13 protein-coding genes are annotated in these 18607 nt (G+C 42.0%); 2 read left to right on the top strand and 11 right to left on the bottom strand.

The features are described 5' to 3' along the window. Window positions 1-144: 144 nt before the first annotated feature. Genes CIK98_RS06840 through CIK98_RS06790 form a run of 11 tightly spaced genes read right to left on the bottom strand, consistent with a single transcriptional unit; the run spans window position 145 to window position 14846 of the window. On the bottom strand, window positions 145-999 hold the full coding sequence (locus CIK98_RS06840) for a hypothetical protein (protein WP_094383511.1): 855 nt from the start codon (window positions 997-999) through the stop codon (window positions 145-147). Further along, window positions 996-4655: an ATP-binding protein gene (locus tag CIK98_RS06835; protein ID WP_094383510.1), complete on the bottom strand. Its 3660-nt coding sequence runs from the start codon at window positions 4653-4655 to the stop codon at window positions 996-998. Before CIK98_RS06835 ends, CIK98_RS06840 begins: the two co-directional genes overlap by 4 nt. Then, a complete protein-coding gene (locus tag CIK98_RS06830) occupies window positions 4639-5190 on the bottom strand; it encodes a hypothetical protein (RefSeq protein ID WP_094383509.1) in 552 nt (183 codons plus the stop codon). Before CIK98_RS06830 ends, CIK98_RS06835 begins: the two co-directional genes overlap by 17 nt. Further along, the gene (locus CIK98_RS06825; RefSeq protein ID WP_094383508.1) at window positions 5187-6380 is read right to left on the bottom strand and encodes a hypothetical protein; all 1194 of its coding nucleotides are present in this window, start codon (window positions 6378-6380) and stop codon (window positions 5187-5189) included. The genes CIK98_RS06830 and CIK98_RS06825 overlap by 4 nt, the downstream gene beginning before the upstream one ends. A 56-nt stretch (window positions 6381-6436) precedes the next feature. Further along, entirely contained in the window at window positions 6437-8482 is a 2046-nt protein-coding gene (locus CIK98_RS06820; RefSeq protein WP_094383507.1) for a DUF262 domain-containing protein, read from the bottom strand. A 2-nt stretch (window positions 8483-8484) separates the two neighbouring features. After that, entirely contained in the window at window positions 8485-8874 is a 390-nt protein-coding gene (locus CIK98_RS06815; RefSeq protein WP_094383506.1) for a hypothetical protein, read from the bottom strand. 6 nt (window positions 8875-8880) lie between these two features. Then, a complete protein-coding gene (locus tag CIK98_RS06810; RefSeq protein ID WP_094383505.1) occupies window positions 8881-10587 on the bottom strand; it encodes an ATP-dependent endonuclease in 1707 nt (568 codons plus the stop codon). Between the two features lie 2 nt (window positions 10588-10589). Further along, on the bottom strand, window positions 10590-11933 hold the full coding sequence (locus tag CIK98_RS06805; protein ID WP_172409848.1) for a restriction endonuclease subunit S: 1344 nt from the start codon (window positions 11931-11933) through the stop codon (window positions 10590-10592). Continuing rightward, on the bottom strand, window positions 11914-14208 hold the full coding sequence (locus CIK98_RS06800) for an N-6 DNA methylase (protein ID WP_094383503.1): 2295 nt from the start codon (window positions 14206-14208) through the stop codon (window positions 11914-11916). The genes CIK98_RS06805 and CIK98_RS06800 overlap by 20 nt, the downstream gene beginning before the upstream one ends. 19 nt (window positions 14209-14227) lie before the next feature. After that, on the bottom strand, window positions 14228-14347 hold the full coding sequence (locus CIK98_RS19050; RefSeq protein WP_094383502.1) for a DeoR family transcriptional regulator: 120 nt from the start codon (window positions 14345-14347) through the stop codon (window positions 14228-14230). A 10-nt stretch (window positions 14348-14357) separates the two neighbouring features. Further along, window positions 14358-14846 (bottom strand): hypothetical protein, encoded by a 489-nt coding sequence (locus CIK98_RS06790; protein WP_094383501.1) that lies wholly within the window; start codon window positions 14844-14846, stop codon window positions 14358-14360. 774 nt (window positions 14847-15620) lie between these two features. Between CIK98_RS06790 and CIK98_RS06785 the strand changes: the two genes are divergently transcribed. Continuing rightward, window positions 15621-17699, top strand: a complete 2079-nt coding sequence (locus CIK98_RS06785; RefSeq protein ID WP_094383500.1) for an RNA degradosome polyphosphate kinase — start codon at window positions 15621-15623, stop codon at window positions 17697-17699. Next, window positions 17689-18588 (top strand): exopolyphosphatase, encoded by a 900-nt coding sequence (locus CIK98_RS06780; RefSeq protein WP_094383499.1) that lies wholly within the window; start codon window positions 17689-17691, stop codon window positions 18586-18588. The genes CIK98_RS06785 and CIK98_RS06780 overlap by 11 nt, the downstream gene beginning before the upstream one ends. Window positions 18589-18607 lie beyond the last annotated feature (19 nt).

The following is an 18607-nucleotide window of genomic DNA, read 5'->3' as shown; positions in this document are numbered from 1 at the left end:
CCATCGTATCACTTTTGTGATTCCCCCAATTTGTCACTTCTCAGGGTGATTGGGGGATTTTTCTTATCATCTACAAAGATACAAAATTTCTATCACATTGAGGAATAGATAGTTATAAATAATCTTAATATTTATCGACACTCCCTAGATATTTATATACCCCTCTTGGTCATATCCTTTGTGATACAGGTGGATGCAGTCTAATAAAGGCAGTACTCTTTTGTCCTCAATCTGCATTTTTCCGTATTGGGGCAACTGAGCATTATACCTATTTGGATTCCCGTTCGAAATCCTTTGCTCAAAATCATCAGGTATGAATAATGACGATTTATTTCCCAAGTGACGGTAATACTCATGCTCATAAATGGCGATACCAGCCAAGTCCAAATCTCCAAAATGGACGTATTGATTAGATATGGATTGTAGCCATTTGATGAGATCTTTGTTTTGGTCTTGAGGATAACGGGATACAAAAAGTACGCGTCCATATCGCGCAAAGAGATATTTCTGCAATGCGATATATCGGAAATTTTCTGCGTTCTCCACTCCAACCACGACAACATCCTGAGGAATTGTGAAATGCTGATAGTCGGCAACAAATATGAAACTTCCTTCAGTGGGATGAATTATTATCTCTTGTCCGTTGAGGATAGCCGTAACAGGCTGATAACTATTCACAAGAAATCCCTTGAAAGTTCTCCGTGAAAGGAACTTACTATCGCCAGTTGCAGCCACCAAAGAGGCTCTACTGACATCTTCGTCAGAAAGCACGCACCGTGTTTGTTCTAAGTCGTGGATGTCAAACTGACTGGCAACATACTGGCGGAGAGTCATTCCGTCTGACGCCCTAAAACTCTTGCGGCTACCGTGTGCCGTAGCCAGAAGGATGCCGTCGTTCTGCATCTGTTCAAACCAGGCGCCCTTTAAACTACTGGCTGGCAGGGCGTCACCATTGGCAAGACGAATCAGTTTCTCTATGAGTTTGGCAGTCTTTTTCATCTTATTGTCAGCAGGGTTTTAACAATCGTGTTACTATTCTCGTCTTTACTGAGAGAATAGGTATACTTGTATGCCTGAGCGTTGTAGGTGGTTGGTGAAGAGTTAATTAGGTTGATGTTCCGGACATTGGCAAACTTCAGGATACCCTCCACATTGTTCGGATGCAGTTTGCCTATCTCGTCCATCATACAGTGGAGCTTGAAATCTCCAAATTTACGCGTAATTTTCCGCTTGAAGACATTTATAAGCATGATATTCACCATGGCCTTCACTAGAATATCTGTACCATCCGAGCCTACATTGGACAGTTTCTCTACCCAGTTAGTGTCGTTGTCGTTCTCCCTGACCTTAAATTCCAGTTTGAAAGTATCAGCCAGAGTTATCAGCTCGCGTTTCTGCTCAGCATCCATCATTTCTATCAGTGTCATAAGAAGTCTGACGGCTTGATCGTTTGTACGGTTCAGATTATCTTCATCCGTAAAGAGATTCAGCTGTCCGATGTCAAAACCGTGCTCGTCGTCAAAATGCTTAATGTTCAGCAGTTGTTGCATCAAACGGTCGTTGCTTTCCACCGCCCTTAACTCAATATCCTTAATAACACCAGCAAAATTGTTTTCACGGAAGTCCCGATTGATGTCAAGGATGGTTCTTTCTATGTCAGACTTATGCTGACTCAAATCACTGACATCCTTGGCTATACGTTTGATAATCGTGGCATATTGTCGGCTGGTGCGCACCCGGTATTGTTCAATCTTGTTGTTGCTGATAAACTCATTCAGTTCGGCAGCAAAATCCGTATAGTCTGCATCGGTATTGAACTCCGTCCTGAAAAAGAACGTGTTCTGGGGTGAGAAATTACTTTTGAAGCGGATGACAGCATCCTTGAATTCCTCAAACTTTCGTTGTTGGGAGGCAATCTGGTCACGCAACTCTTCCAGTATATCGGATAACGACTTCGCTGTTTCCATCTCTCCTGCAGAAGAGATGTCTGAAGGACAGGACGGATTATTCATAAAAGCCTGAACCCTTTCAATGGTTTCTTTCAACCTCTTTTGCTCATCCTGCAGAGAGTGTAACTCATCCGACAACAGCTTGATTTTTTCGTCATACTGTTGTTTGCGTTTCTGGAACTTAGCCTGCAGATCGTCAATCTTCATACGCACATTTTTGCGCTCATCTTTCTTTTGTTGCTCTTGATTGAAATAGTCTCGGATGTCATTCTGCCACGAAATAAAGTCTGCACGATGCTCGTCAATGTATCTCAGGTCTTCTGTAACCTTCTGAAGTTGGCGACGAATGTCTGCCAACTGGTCCACATCCACTCCAAGTCCTTTCAGTTCTGCATCCATCTGAGCCATAAGTTCAGCTTTTCGTTGGATGGCAACTTGTTCCTTCTGTTTCAGCTCCGCGTTGACTGCCGCTTTTTGTTGGTCACAATTGCTCTTCAGTTCTTTCTTCTGCTTGTTGTAAGAACTTTGAAGGGAAGCCATTTCTTTATCTCGCTGAGCAGTCAGACCGTCTTTCTGCTTGTTAAGTGTCTCAATCTCTTTCCCTGCCTCTCCAAGCTTCTTCTGCAGTTTCTCCAACTCGTCTTCACGCCACTTCTTCAAGCGTTCTTCAGCGGCTGTTTTATCCTTCTTAATCATTTCAATGCGATGTGGAATCTGGTTATATTCTGCATCAAGGTTCATCTTGTCCTTGCGAAGTTGCTTCAGCTGAGAACTGGGTTGGCGCTCTAGTTCTACAATGTCTTTTTCTAACTGCTGTTTGCGAAGTGTTATCTTCTTTTCCAGTTCCTCCACTTTCTGTTCCAACGAAGCTTTTTGGCACTTCAATTCATCGGGTGTCTTGATGGTCTTCTCGATATTGGATGTGTCAATCTTTACGCCGTATATAGTGTCAGTAGATGTAGATTTGTGAGGGTTGAGTGAAGTATTATACAGTATGGTATCTTCATCAAGTACCTTGCCGAGATTTTCCTCCCAACCATCAACATTCTCACCTAACCATTCAATAAACGAACCCTTTTGGCGACCCAGCATGTCATCTAATTTTGCGATGTCCATAGAAATATGTTTGATGTCATTCTCGATAGCAGAAACCTCCCTCTCACATGCTGTCTCCAATTCTTTGCGCTGCATGGCCACTTCATTGGTGATGTGGGCTATTTCCTTTTGCTTCTCGGTAGAATCCTTGAACAAAGCCAGTTGCTTGTCACCCAATTCCTTTATCTTACGCTCCTGCTCGTCCATCTCTTCTTTGTATGGATTGGATTGCTTGACACGTTGCTCCTGGAGTTTCAGGTCATTCTCGGCTTTCCTCGCTTCGTCCAAATGGCCCTGATTCTCTTTTAGTTTCTGTTCATACTGATTTCGGATAGTCTCTGCCTTTTCATTATATATTGTCTGTAAACGGCCTTCCGCTTCTATTCTCTGACGATCCAGTTCATTGAGTTGCTTCTGACATTGCAAGTCAAACGCACTCAGGCGGTTATCGACCTCTTGAGTAAGCGTGTCATATTTCGACTTGACACTCTGGTTCTTGCTTGTCAAAGTCTCTTCCTGATGTGTGAGACTGCGCTGTTGAATCTTCAGTTCACCCTCTTTGCTGATGCGCTCTGCAATTTTCTCAATGCAGATTTCCGTATAGTGCTGCCGCTTTGACTTCACCTGTTCCAGAAAGAACTTTATTGCTCCTTCTTCCTGATTGAGTCTAGCCACCTCTGCTTTATACTTTGCATCTTCTTCACCCAACAACCTCCGTTGCCGTGATAGTTCCGTGCAGCGGACAGACTCTTGTTCGCCAAGAACAGGCAATCGATTGGCATCACGGCTTAAGGCGTAGTTCAATTGGCCGCAAAGCTCTGAAATAAGTTTGCGCACATACTCGTAATGGGTGTATCTTTCAATAACCGCGTCGGCTTCCGTCTTAACCTTTATCTTACCATTCTTCTCCACCTTATACCACTTCCAGATATCCTCATACTGCTGGCGGAAATTTTTCACCTCATCTCGATAGCGGTTCAGATCAATGTCGTCGCTTGCAAAGTCCATCGAGTCGATGATGGTATCCTTGATGACACGCGATTCCAGGCTCTGGTTCAGGAAAATATTCTGTATGGTCAACGGCACCTGCCGATACTTCGTGCTCTCCATCAATGAGAATCTGCGGAGTTCTTTTGCCACCTGCTGGCTGTTGCCATAGATGATGTCACGAAACTCCTCATAACCTCGAATGATGTTGCTCTTATAAACCCTTGTGCCAATCTGTTCGCTGATGCGTCCCCATTCATAACGGGCGCTCCCGTCTTCTTCGACGAAGAACCGCTTGTCGTATGCACAGTCCACGATGCGGAACGCTGTTCGACCATGCGAAAGGAAAGTCATGACAAAGAACTTTCCTGTCTCTCGGGACACTTCGTAGATGATATACGAATTCTGGTGAGGCAGGTAGAATTCATCGTAGCCTTTCTGTCCTGCCTGTGTCTTGATGCCCAGCTTGCTCTTGTCCACATTGTAGAAGAACAAGATGGCACGGAGCAGCGTGGATTTTCCTACTCCTTGTGTACCGATGAAATGCACGTTGCCATCGAGCTTTATCTCTGCGTATGGCACGTGGGCACTATTTATGAATATGATTTTATTGAGGTATCTCATCTTTTACGTCTTCGTCTATGTTAATACAAAGAATAATCTGCTCGATATAATGGAAAGCATTGGTCACCTGATAGGTGCCGTCGGCTTCGTTCACCTTTTCGGCAATGCCCATACTCTCCATCGCTGCCGCCAGTGTCTCCAGTTTCTGACGGTTCGTTGACTTGTCCGGGAACATCTGCGCAAGTTTCTCCTTTAGCCCGGGTATCGTGGAGAGTTTTACCTCCATCTGTACCAAGCTGAATTGGGTTCCGGCATCAAAGGTTGTGTCGTAGGTCTTTAGGAAGTCTAGATAGTCTATCCAGGAGAACAGCGACTGTAGCTTATTCTCGGTGATGACCTTTGCCTCCTTGCGGCTGAAATAATAGAAACCGTCACCACTGCTTAGCAGAAAGTCTATCTTACTGAAATAGTCTTCATACTCTTGCTGATTCTCTTCTATGTCGCTGTAGATAGCACGGGTCTCAGCATCAATGCTGTTACTTGATATGAACTGCCCTCGACTGAGGCGTTGGAAAACTTCACTTGTATATTTCATCGTGGATATATTACGGGGTATTCTATATTGTCAATTGCTTTTGTCTCAGCGGTATAGCGCATCTGCTCTGGATATTGTGACGCCATCTGTAGGAACAGTACTAGGCGCAACTCCTGATCAAGCTCCTCGGTGAACGAGTAGTTCCAGATATAATAGAATAAGTCGCCGCTTTGTGCCATAAAGCCATTCAGTAATTCCTGATGATTAAAAGCCCTCGTCGTTTCAGTCTGTTCCTCAAGAAAACGTCTGTCAATCTTCTCCGCGAGTCTTGACTTGATATTTGTTTTCTTGGAAAGGCGTTTTCGGATGTTGTCCAATATCTCGAGCGCAGCATCCTCATTGCGAAGGAAATCCAGCGACACTCTGGTCACATATTTGGGCTTGCTTTCCATCCAGACGACATTGGTCTGCGCCATCAGCTCCTTCACGTTGGTGGATTGCTCTATCATAAACTGGTCACGCAGGTATTTCAACTGTCTCACACGCTTGACCAGACGACTCTGGTATTCTATTCGGTTCAGATATTCAATTATCTGTGCCGTAACGGCAATCAGTCCGTGTGCCGATTCACGCAAGCCGTCACGCACTTCGCTCACCGTCTGCTTCAGTCCATAGTCTGATGCACTCGAAAAGAAAATAGTCTCTTCATCCATAACTCGCTCTGTCTGGTGTATCAGCTCACCTATTAATCGGGCTTTCTCATCAAAATCCTTCAGACGCAGTTCCTTAATCTTAAAGTTCGGTTCCTGCTTGTATGTGTCATCCACGTTGCGTTTCAGGTCAATCACATTTCGTCGGGTGGCATTGTCAATGCTCTTGAAGGTATGACGTATTTCTCTCATGAAACTCTCACGACGGGCATTGTTCTCAGCAGCAAGATATGATCTAATACCAAGATTCAATTTGTCGATGTACATCTTGACCGATGAGATGTTGATATCCTCGTTCACCGCCAACACCTCTTCGAAGAATCGCTGATAAGCATCATCCAATTCCAGAGAGTCGCCTGTCTGTACGATTACCCCAAAGGTTATAAGATGTTTCAGCTTATTTTCGTCTCCATCAAGGGTGTCAAGGGCATCGTCATACTTCACAGCAATCGTCTTGCGCTGCAAGAACATATTGCTCAGCAGTTTTGAGCCCTGTTGAAGTGCACGAGTCAGTTCTTTTATCGACCTAAATGTTGCCATTTTCTTTTCTATATTTGAAATTACTCTTCGTCTTCTCCCTCCTGTTCTGAACGGAATTAAAAAACGAGTTCCGATGCGGGAATATTGCATTCCTCAAACATTCCATGCAAAATGTTGATCTTGGTGGCTGTGCTATTGTCCGTCCATACATACATTCCCGGTGCAAGCTCGCGTCTCCATTCTTCCGGTGTAGTTGAGAAACTGCACTTTTCGTTTGCGCAAAGCCATTCAATGGTAGAACGCTTCTCAAGTAGGATGTGTCCACAAACCTGAATGAGCATTTCCTTCCAAGTGTTAACCGTATATCTGACCCCATGAAGAATATATGCTTGCAGCTTCTGGCCTGTGAACTCATAGTCCTCATCATCAAGCGATGCAGATTCCGCTTCACGTCTCTGTGGCTCAAAAGTAGTTGATGGCATGGGCCAGAGTCGCATAAACACATTTTGTAATTCTCTCTGACGTGCTTTCAACTCTGTTTCTGTCCATTGGTCACACGATTTCACAGAGTTATTAAGACGGAAAGCACTATCCTTGAAGCCCTTCTCCATATCTCTCTTCTCAATAAACGTGAGATTGCTATATTGAGAATTATAACCAGTAAGCGTAAGATTTGCCATGGTGTGCAGATACTGTTCATGAATCCTTTCCCAATCTTCTCCTAAAGCAGCTTTCCACTTGTCCGACAGAGTCTGGGGCATGATATGCTCTATTGTGATATTTTTCTCTGTCAGCTCCTTCACCACATCGTGCCGTTCATTGTTATCTTGGTTTTCCATACGTTCCAAGATAAACATGCGGGCATTAGCAGGCATCTTATAAATCTGACGAGTTTTAAAGTCTCCATGCACCTCTTCATCAGAAGGGAAGACAGAAGAACGTCCCTTCTTCAACAAGACGTAAGTTAGTACATCTATATACGAAGGTGCAGTATCATCACCTGCTTTGTTGACATGATTCAATACATCTCTATGGAGCGTTGCAAAAACTTTGTTCAACGCATTGGATGGGAGATTACAGATGATTCTTCGTGCCCAGTAAGCTTCTATCACATCAAGTACACGATAGGTCTCGTTTTCCGTTAATCCAACTTTTGATGCATAGTCGAAGAAAGCCATAAAGAACGGGTAAGCAATGGTTGAATCCAGCGTTCTTAGCTGGTTCAGCTTCCTATTCAGTTTATCTTTACCTATCGTAGCACAATCCACTTGGCTATATATCTTGGCATAGTGATGCATATCTTTCAAGAGCGTTCCCCTGTCAACACTTATATTTTCGGCATACTCCTTAAAGATAAAGTATATCTTATCGATACGACCGATCTTTCCTTGCTTCATGGTAAGGTAATCGCGCACAAAAGAAGATGGGTCATACTTTGTAAACTCTTCAATAGGGTTCCAATATCGAGTATACAAGTCATCCTGCTCAACTGGTGCAAGTGACATCAACAGATAGTTACGAATCTTGTCTGCTTCACTCAGATCAAGACCAGTAGAGTTCAGACTCTCAAATATCAGCTGCGGGTCATCATCTTCGTCAAGACGGATGTTGATGACTTCCAGTTTTTTGATGGTCTCAAAAAGTTCATCAATAGTCAATCCACAATGAATAATCTTATCATAGAAGAATTCATAGTTGCGAGTAACATTCGATTCTTTGATGTACTGGTCTTTAGGCTTGTACAGCAAAGCATCGAAAGCTTGCATGTCTTTCTTGATAGGTTTCAGTTTCACCTTTCGTTCGTCTTCTTGGTATTCATCCACCAAATAACGCTTGAAGATTTTCTCAACAAGTTTAGCATCTGTAGCTTTAATCAGTCCTTCTTTCTTAGCATTTACCATCGCAATGAGCAACAACGAAACAGTTGTGATTCGCTGTTGTCCATCAATGATAAATCTGTCTTCTGTTCCAGACTGTATACTTGATACAATGCTGCCAAAGAAGTGACTCCTGCGGTCGCTATTATGGAGCTTTATCAAGTCTTGGAACAACTGTTCGCAGTTATCTTCTTTCCAGTCGTAGTTACGCTGGTAAAGAGGGATGATAAATCGTTTGTCTGATCCATCAAAGAACTTTATTAATGGTTGTGCGTCACCTTTCATATTTAGAATATGGTTTGAATGTAAGAAATAAGTTCTGTATTATTACAATTAGGAACCTCAAGTGCTCGACCTCCTTTGAAACCATGTTTACACAACTCTTGTTCAGAAAGATGAGCTCCATCATACTCTTCGAGTAGTTCAAGCTTGTAAGTAATATCATTTGGAGGCACCTCCACCCAAAATGCTTGATCTTCACGTTTGCAATTCTCTGCTGTTACAATCAACTTGAATCGAACGCATCGCTCATCTGACATGAAGAGATACACCACATCACCAATGGCGAAGCGTGCTCTTCCCATTCTCCAACTGATGAATCCAAGGGCATGGATAGCATCAGCATGTCTGCACCTTTTTCGGTTGGCAAAGGCAAGCCAAGTACGGTTATTAGTCATAGTATATTAGTTTAGTTCAAATACCTCAAATAGCTTATGTAATAATGGAGTAAAGTCCCGAAGTTGTTCCTGAGAAAACTCTCGGCAGTGTCCTTCGATTCGATCTTTTATAGGCTTTTCTGAAATTTTTCCTCCAGCATGTAGTTGATGAAATGACGATATCGAATGAATTCTATCTAATTCTTGCTGATATGCAGACGGATGAACTAAGTCTTCTAAAAGAAGGGAATCCTTATTGTCGATACTTGTAGGTTTTAATTCTTCATCATAATTTCTCTGATAGAATATACGTGTGCATTTATTTGGATATTCATTAATAATATCTTCGAGGTTTCTCCATTCTTTTAGACCATCTTGATCGTAATCAAACAAAAATGCCAAATGCTTTACACAATCAATAGAATCCTTAAAAGCTTGTTCAAAAAATACCTTAGCTTCTGACGCGCCATTGAATGATATTATAGAAACATCTTGTAATTTCTCAAACTCAGGAAATTTATTGATTGCGGCTTTAATGCAGTTCACATCACTTTTACCTTCAACTAAAAGGTATGAATTAGACTTGGAATATAAGGTTCCATCCAAGACTGTTAATGCGTCATTGGATAGTTTCTTTATAAGATTATTCCTAGACTCAGTAATCTTGCCATTTTCAATATAAAAAAGATTATTCTTTTCGTTGTCTTGAATCATCTTGACAAACATTGGAGAGTGAGTTGTCATGATTATCTGTCCCTCAAACTCTGAAATAAGTTTGAGAAGTTCTTTCTTCATAGCAATGTGAGTATGTGCATCAGGTTCGTCAAGGAGGACGAGAGAGTTTACGTCACCGAGTACTTTTGTTATACATTCTATGAGGATAAGTTTCTTTTCACCTTCACTAAGGTCATCAAAATCAATCTTGTTATCTCCAATATTGACTGATATTTTAATGTCATTTATGAGCTTATCTATCTTATTTTTTTCATTTTTCTTAGGCTGCGAAAGTAAGTATAGAAAATTGAACACACATTTGGCCTTGTGTTCTTCAGGAACTTGTCTACCAGCTATATAAATATCAGTTGTAGCAATGATGTTTAAATTAATATTTTGATTACCATCTTGTACAATTCTGTCAAACCAATTCAAAGCAGCATGTGCTTGGAAGCCAGCTTTCTTTGCGTCATCATAGGATAAATCAAGTTCAACATCTGAAGGACTATCTATTTTTAACGTATACTTCAAGAAATCCTTTACCTTATCATTGTTTGAGCATAAAAGAGAGATTAAGGCAATTTTCCAACAATATTTGTTTATATAGAGGAAAGTCGGGGAGGAATATGTTTGCTTGACTGCTTCATTGAAATATCCCATATGGTATTTTTCATATGCAATCTGCCACAATCTTAAATCTTCACCACTATAGCATGCAATCAATGATGATGGATATTCGAGATCCTCTGCCTTACATATAATACCATCCTTCATTGCTTGTCTTTTCTTTCTTGTGTATATGTGACCATTTATGCCATATTCTATCTCATAATCAAAAGGAATACCTGTGCCGCCGTTATTAATAAGACCATCAAAGATTATACTGATAGCCTCAAGCAAATTACTTTTACCTGAGCCATTAAGACCTATCAGTGATATATAGCCTTTATTATTACTAAAGTCATAATCACCTGCTAAATTCTTATATCCATCAATTTGTATTTTCTTTAATCTAAACATAATTAATCAAAAATTGTATGTACAAATTTGTTTTGAGCTTGTTCGAGGATGTTTTTTATTTCTTCTCTCAGCTGAATCCTTTGTTCTTGTTTTCTATTTGCATATTCAACAATTTCTTTTTGTTTTTCTATTGTTGGCAAAATAATCGGAGCCTCAAGATATTGCTGACAATTTATATTTGGTTGAGCTGAAATTCTCTGATTATTCTTTATCCATTTTTTGAATATTGGGGTCTTTGTATAAACTAATAAATATTGTGGAAGTATTAATTCTTCTTGTAGTTCAAACTTTATCAGATAACCAGCAAAGATTGCTGGTCCAATATCAGAAGTATATAAAAATGTTTTTCCTACAGTATTTCCAGATCTTGCAATTAAGAAATCATTTTCTTTCAGCAAGTAGGCTTCATTATACTGATTTGCGGATACTTTTTCTTCTGATAATGTGCCATCTTCATTTATATCGGTAATTCTAATGTAGCGGATTTTCTTATTGTAATCAACTGCAGAATACGGTGCGCCGTAAAAAGGTTTGGACTTAAGCAAATCACGGAGCAAAGTCGTACCTTTTTCTTTATTAATATGGTACTTAATGTTATATGTATCCCATCTTGTCACCTTAGATAAAGACGTAAACATCATCATTGACGATTGTTTTTCTTCTGATTCATCTTTAACGTCTTTTAAGTCTATCGATGAGAGTACGAAATGAGAGAGTTCTCTCTCACATTTATATATTTCCTCTTCTTTTTTTAAAGCGGTTTGGATGCATGAGTAATACTCTTTCAAAATCTTTTCCTGTTCCTCTTTGCTTGGCAAAGGAATCTGTTGATTGAGAAAAGCATTTTCTTGAAGATAATGTCTATTTGTTGTTCCGTTACTGCTTTTCTCTGCAAAATCAAGAAATTGTTGCGTTTTTGTAACTAACGTCAAAAACTGAGGATTTATTCTTTCATAATCAACATCGTAAGTCCAGAAATTGCCCGTGATAATCGCACCTTCTGCAATTGCAGGAACGACACCATAAGCACCATTGCGTGCATCGATTTTCGAAAGAAGGAATTGTCCTTCGTGAATAACGAATTGCTTTTTGGTACCAATCAATTTTCCATCCTTCTGGTCTCTAATAGTGATGTTACCACCTTTTGTGCTTACTGTTACGCGTTTATATATTATTCCGTCTTGAATATCTATAGCCTCTTTCCTGCGTACCAAAAATGATCCAATCCTTGCCATTGGATATTTCTTTGTGAAGCCAAGATCTTCCTCATCTGCATATTGGACACTCCAATTCGGAATGTCCTTTAGATTTGCAAAATGGAGGAATTTATATGTTATCGTAGCCATATCGATTTCTCTTTGCGTTATAGAAAACTTCGTCTTCCCTGACCATGACGCCATCTATTTCTGTTGAACGTGTCATGTTGCCATCATCATTGTATTGGTATGATTTTACAACATGAGGTTTGTGCCATAGGTCGTTCTCCTTGCGGTACTTGGTAAACTCTTCAAGAAGAGGTTCGAGGTCATTCTCAATCTTAATACCAATAGAGTTGATGCCAGCACGCTTAATGTCTGCAATTGGAATAACATAGTCAAAACGTTGCTTAATTAGCGTTTTCGCTTCTGACTCTATAGCGGCTTCTATTTCCTTTTTCCTTGCACGGAGTATTTTCTTCTCGGCTGCAGGTTTGGCATTTTTACCTTTCTTTGCAAGTTCTTCTTCTATCACATGCAGTTCGAAAGCATACTTGTCACGCACTTCCGAATATGCCTTTTCCTTAATGTCATCATACTGTTTCTGTTCATCCTCAGTGAAACGTTTGAAGAACATAAGGCTTGGCTTTACAGTCGCACCTGCAGCCATGAATACCTCTTGCGGAATTGACACAATGAGGAGAATCTTGGCTCTACCTTCGAAGTATTCACGCACATTCTGAAGGTTGGTATTGTTCAACACTCCTTCTGGCAGAACAATGCCCAAACGTCCACCAGGTTTAAGCAGATTGATACAACGGTCAATGAAGAGAACTTCTGTAAGACCGCTAAGTTTACCAACACCAAACTGATCCAAAAGCGATTCACCTATATGATCGTTTACTTGCTTTAGAGCATTAAGATACTCATTACCATAGCGTTTGATGTAAGCATTTATTTTTGTTTCGTCTGTAAACTTGTCAGCCTCTGTTATCTTAATGTCCTTGTCAACACGAGAACCGAAAGGCGGATTGGTCAGGATTACATCGAAACGTCCGTCCCAAATGCCATTGACATTCAAGAGACCATCATGATGGTGTACGCCACCATGACCGTCACCATGCATAATCATATTCATCTTTGCTGTACGCGCCATTCGCGGATTAGCATCTGTACCATAGATGCAGTTGAATGAAAGGCTGCGAAGACGACCTTTTTCGTTACTAATGTCAACTTCATAGTTCATTTTCGCAAAAGCATCAGATACCTTAGCATCAATGGCCTCCTGATCTTTCGCCTTTAAGTCGTCATAATTATCCGGTATGAGTTGAGCTTTTACTTCTTCTTTGCGCTCTTCAAGTTCACGCTCTATTTGTTCTCGAACATATTCAAACGCACGAATCAAGAATCCGCCACTTCCACAGCAAGGATCACAAACATACTCTCCCTCTTGTGGATCAAGGGCAGCTACCATGAATTCGACAATAGTACGAGGAGTAAAGAACTGACCGAGTTCACCACGGAATGTACGTCCAAGGAATTTCTCAAAGGCAATACCCTTTACATCGTCCGAAGTTGTTGACAGATTGTATATCTGCAATTCCTCGACAATCTTTTCAAAACTGGTTTCACGAATACGGATAGTCTCGTTTGGCTCAAACAAATTGTCTTTCGAAAAATCCTCCTTAGTCTTCTCAAACAAGAATTGATAAAACTCTGGAGCATCTTTTGACTTCATTCTGTTATAAGCATCTTTAAGCTTTACAAACGCATCTTTTGAAAAAATTTGAGTGCCTGTATTGTCCCGTTCATAGCGAATCTTAATAAAGAGAATTTTACTAATTTCATCAAAAGCTGCTTCTGGAGATAGTTTATCGTTATTCCGAATGATATTATGGCACTTGTAGAGAAGGCGTGAGAACTCGTCACGAGTAAAAGCCTTTGTCTGATTGAGCAGCTCATTTACTTTCTTTTCATTGTTTGCCATCTCGGCTGTTGGAATATCAACAATCTCTTCAAGCTTCTTGGGGAGTTCTCCTTTTACAACTTTGAAAATACGAGTCTCCTTGAGGTTGGTGGTTACAAAGAAATCTGCACCAGCCCATGCTGCATAATTATAGCCTTGATAGTAATCTTCTTTTCGAATGGTGACACTTTCTGCTTTACATTCTACAATAATGAAAGCACTTTTGTTATCGTTTTTTTCTTGAGCCGACTTCCATATAACAATATCGGCACGCGCAGAGCCTTGACCTCGGTGAGAGTTCGTTACTTTCAGTTCCTGATCCATCTGATTAATGTCATAGCCATAACTATCCGCCAGTCGGCAGATGTATCTTTGTCGCACTTCCTCCTCAGGTTTAAGCACCAGCCACTTGTCTTTCAAAGGTGCGTATATTTTATTGTCTTTTATTTGGATTTCCATTGTTATTTCTATTTAATGGTTATTTGGTATCTGCCAAATCCCAATGCCCTGTCTTGTCACTTCCAACACGCTTTATCAATCCTGCTGATTGCATGGCCGAGATGTCGCGCTTTATTGTCTTCTCTGATACCCCTAACATTGATGCGAGATTAGGGATAGAGGGCAAGAAGGTCGAAGGCGTTAAGTTGCTCTGTTGTGGCACGGTTGCGCTGAATGTCGTGTATCAAGAGCAGGAGGGCAGGGTCTTGTCTGCTTCGTGGCATACTGTTAACAGACAAGATGTTGTCAACATCCGACTTTGCCAACAGGATTAGGGCTGCATAGTTGAGATGAACATCATTATCCATCAGCATGAAATCCTTCAGTTCCTGATTGGTTGGAATGTTGTTGAATTCTGGTTTCTCCCATCTGTCAGCGTACTTTTTCTTCATCACACGTATGGCCTCTTCGTCAAGGTCTTCAAGCGTGAGTCCTTCGCAGTTTTTCTCTGAGAAGTCTGGCTCTGACTCCTGCAATATCTTGAGATACACGGCATCAGACATTGGTTTGCCTCCTTCGCCCGCCTTGAACTCAACGCGGTCTTCGGATTCGCGCATCTGCTGGAGTTGCTGTATGGTGAATCTATTTAAATTTGCCATGAGTGAATTGCTTTGCTTTCTGCAAAAGTACAAAAAATAAATGAGAAAAATGCAATATTGCTCAAAAATATACCAAAACAAGGCAAAATTCTGTTGAAAACATAAATCCTTTGAGGCTGATACCCCAAAATATACACGCCTATGTGTACAATTAACGCATTGATAGTCAATATAAGTCGTTTTCGAGGTGGTAAGACCCTACGACGGCGGTGGCTTGCGCTGCCATTGGCTTTCCCTTAGGCTGCCGAACTTTGTTTCTTAATTGACTTCGTCGATTGCTGGCAGCACCTCAGCATAGCTCAAGCGAACTTGGCTCTGCATTCGGTTTGCGCAGCAATTCTTTCAGCTCCAAGGTTGGTTCGTTAGTGAACTTTTTCCGGTCTTACATAAAGTAAAGACCCTATAGAGGCGGGGATAATTACGACTGGACATATTTATTAAGAACAGGTAGCCGGTTTTATTAAGAACAGGTAGTCGGTTTTATTAAGAATAGGTAGTCGGTTTATATTCCGCAGTGGTGAACGTACGTTCCGCAGTGGCGAACGTACGTTCAGCAGTGGTGAATGTATGTTCCGCAGTGCGGAATATAAAACAAGTATAGTAGCGGGATAGATTTATATAGGATAGCGGGAGACTTTCATATAGGATATCGGGATAGATTCATAAAGTTGGGTTATAAGAAGAGTGAATATATTAATGGTGTTTTCATTCTTTTGTAACACAATTGTATTATAGATTAAATAAATTTGCACCCGAAAACAAATATGAATATGTATGGAAAAAGAAAATAACAAACTCAAAGGAGCATTTGTAGAAAGAGACCTCAGCTGGATGTACTTCAACCACCGCATTCTACAGGAAGCTGAGAAAAAAGACATCCCGGTGCTCGAACGTATGACTTTCCTCGGTATCTACTCCAACAATCTAGATGAATTCTTCCGCGTAAGAATAGCTTCTCTCAACCGCATCGCACAATCTAAAGACAAAACTCTGAAAAACGACCGCGAAAGGGCGAAGCGTACCATAAAAGATATCAACCACCTCAACTCTTGTTACAACAAGGAGTTTGAAAAGGCTGTACAAGAGATTACTGAAGAACTTGAACAAAAGGATATTCGTCTTCTACACGAAAACCAACTCAACGATGAACAAAAAGACTTCATCCAACGTTTCTATCTCGAAAAACTCAACGGCTCTACAAACCCTATCTGGCTTTCACAGATAAAGGAAATAGGTGCAACTGCCGACGATGGCATCTTCCTCGCAATAAAGAGAATGGAATGGATTGAGGGGAAGAAAAAGCCTAAGACAGACTATGCTCTCATTGCAATGCCTGACAAGGAAATAGGACGGTTCGTCAGACTGCCAAAAAGTGACGAAAAGGAAAATATCATGTTCCTCGACGACGTGATAAGATACTGTCTTCCCATGATTTTCGTAGGAAGCGGCAACTGCACTTACGAAGCGTATTCGTTTAAGTTTACGAAGGACGCTGAGATGGAGATGGACAACGACCTCGGCAGTGGCGTAATGCAAAAGGTGGCAAGGGGTGTAAAAAGCAGGAAAAGCGGCGAGCCTATACGTGTCATCTACGACGACAGTATGCCAAAGGACTTGCTGAAGCACATCATGTCGAGACTTAACATCGACACCCTCGACACCATAGTTAGCGGAGGAAGATACCAAAACCACAAGGACCTCATGGCTTTCCCCGACTGCGGACGCAACGACCTGAAATACCCGAAATGGTCTCCGATACTTAAGCCGGAACTGGAAAAGACACAGAGCATACTGGACGCCATAAGACAAAAAGACAGATTCATACATGTACCATACCACTCGTTCAACAGTTTTATACGTGTGCTCAGAGAGGCTGCGCTTAGCGACGACGTGAAAGCCATAAACGTGACCATATACCGTCTCGCAAAGGCGTCGAAAGTGGTTAAGGCGCTCATCTGTGCCGCAAGAAACGGAAAGAAAGTGACCGTTGTCATTGAGCTGCTCGCCAGGTTTGACGAAGAGAGCAACATCAAGTGGAGCAAGCGACTGCAGGAGGCGGGAGTGGAAGTGGTGTTCGGTGTGGAAGGACTCAAGATTCACTCAAAACTCGTGTATATTTCATGCAAGTGTGGAGACATAGCCTGCATAGGCACAGGAAACCTCCACGAAGGCAACGCAAAGGTTTATACCGACTATATGATGATGACGGCAAGACCTCAAATAGTGAGGGAGGTGAAGAAAGTGTTTGAGTTCATACAAAAGCCTTTCAAGCCTGTAAAATTCCGCGAGCTGCTCGTTTCTCCTAACGAGATGAAACCGAAACTGCTGAAACTCATCAGCGAGGAAATACACAACGCCAAAGAGGGTCACGAGGCTTGGATAAAAGTGAAAATAAACCATATCACCGACGAGGACATAGTAGAAAAACTCTATGAGGCTTCTCAGGCTGGAGTAAAAATCGACATACTCTTGCGTGGCAACTGCTCGCTCGTACCCGGACTGCCGGGCATAAGCGAGAATATCAGGGCGTATGGCATCATAGACACTTATCTCGAACACTCACGCATTCTGATATTCGCCAACGGAGGTCTGCCACGATACTATCTCGGCTCGGCTGACTGGATGCCTCGCAACCTTATCAACCGAATAGAGGTGCTCACTCCGGTGTATGACGAAGACCTAAAGGCCAACCTCTTGCGCACTGTGGAATATGGTCTGAAGGATACCACCAACGCCCGCATCATCGACGGCCGAGGCACCAACGCCTTTCCCGAGGGCGCACCTTTCAGGTCGCAGGAGGAGATATACAAAGCTGAAATAAATGAAATAAACAACACTGAAAATGGAAAATAACAACTATGCTGCTATAGACATCGGTTCCAACGGAGCTCGACTTCTTATCAAAAACGTAAAGGAAGACACCATGGGCAACACTGAGTTCACCAAGATTCTCTTCCTCCGCATTCCGTTGCGACTGGGAAAGGACGTATTCACGCTTGGTGAGATAAGCGAAGAACGCCAGCGCATGATGATGTGTATGATAAAAAGCTACAAACAGCTCATGAAGCTATACAACGTGAGCCAATACCGCGCCTGCGCCACCGCTGCCATGAGGGATGCCCGCAACGGGGAGAAGATACTGAAGAAGATAAGAAAGGAAACTGGTATCGACATCGAGATTCTCGCAGGTAGCGAAGAGGCTAAAATACTCTACAACAACTCCATAGAGTCGGCGGAGTCGGTAAGCGGCAATTATGCCTACGTAGATGTGGGCGGCGGTAGCACTGAGATATCGCTGCTCAGCAACGGACTTCTCGTCGGAAGCTGTTCGTACAACATCGGTACTCTTCGTCTGCTCAGCGGGGCTGTAAGTCCAGACACCATTGAAAACATGCGCACTGACCTGCAGGCCTACGCCGAGAAATATCCTGGGATAACGATTATCGGTTCTGGAGGCAACATCAACAAGCTGTCGAGAATGTTTCATGAGTCTTCAAAGAAAAGCCGCCACAACATTCTTCCAGTGAAAAACCTTCAGCAGATTCACGACGAGCTGAAACCCCTGACCATCGAGGAGCGCATCAGCCAATACAGCCTGAAGCCCGACCGTGCCGATGTCATCATCCCGGCTGCCGAGATATTCCTCAATGTGGCAAAATCGCTGAACTGCACTGAGATTCACGTTCCTAACATCTCTCTTGCCGACGGCATAATCGACACTCTTTACAAGACAAGCAAATAAACATTACTCTCAGTTTATT

The organism is Prevotella sp. P2-180 (genome assembly GCF_002251435.1).
Taxonomy (GTDB): Bacteria; Bacteroidota; Bacteroidia; order Bacteroidales; family Bacteroidaceae; genus Prevotella.
This window is presented reverse-complemented; position numbering and strand designations above follow the sequence as displayed.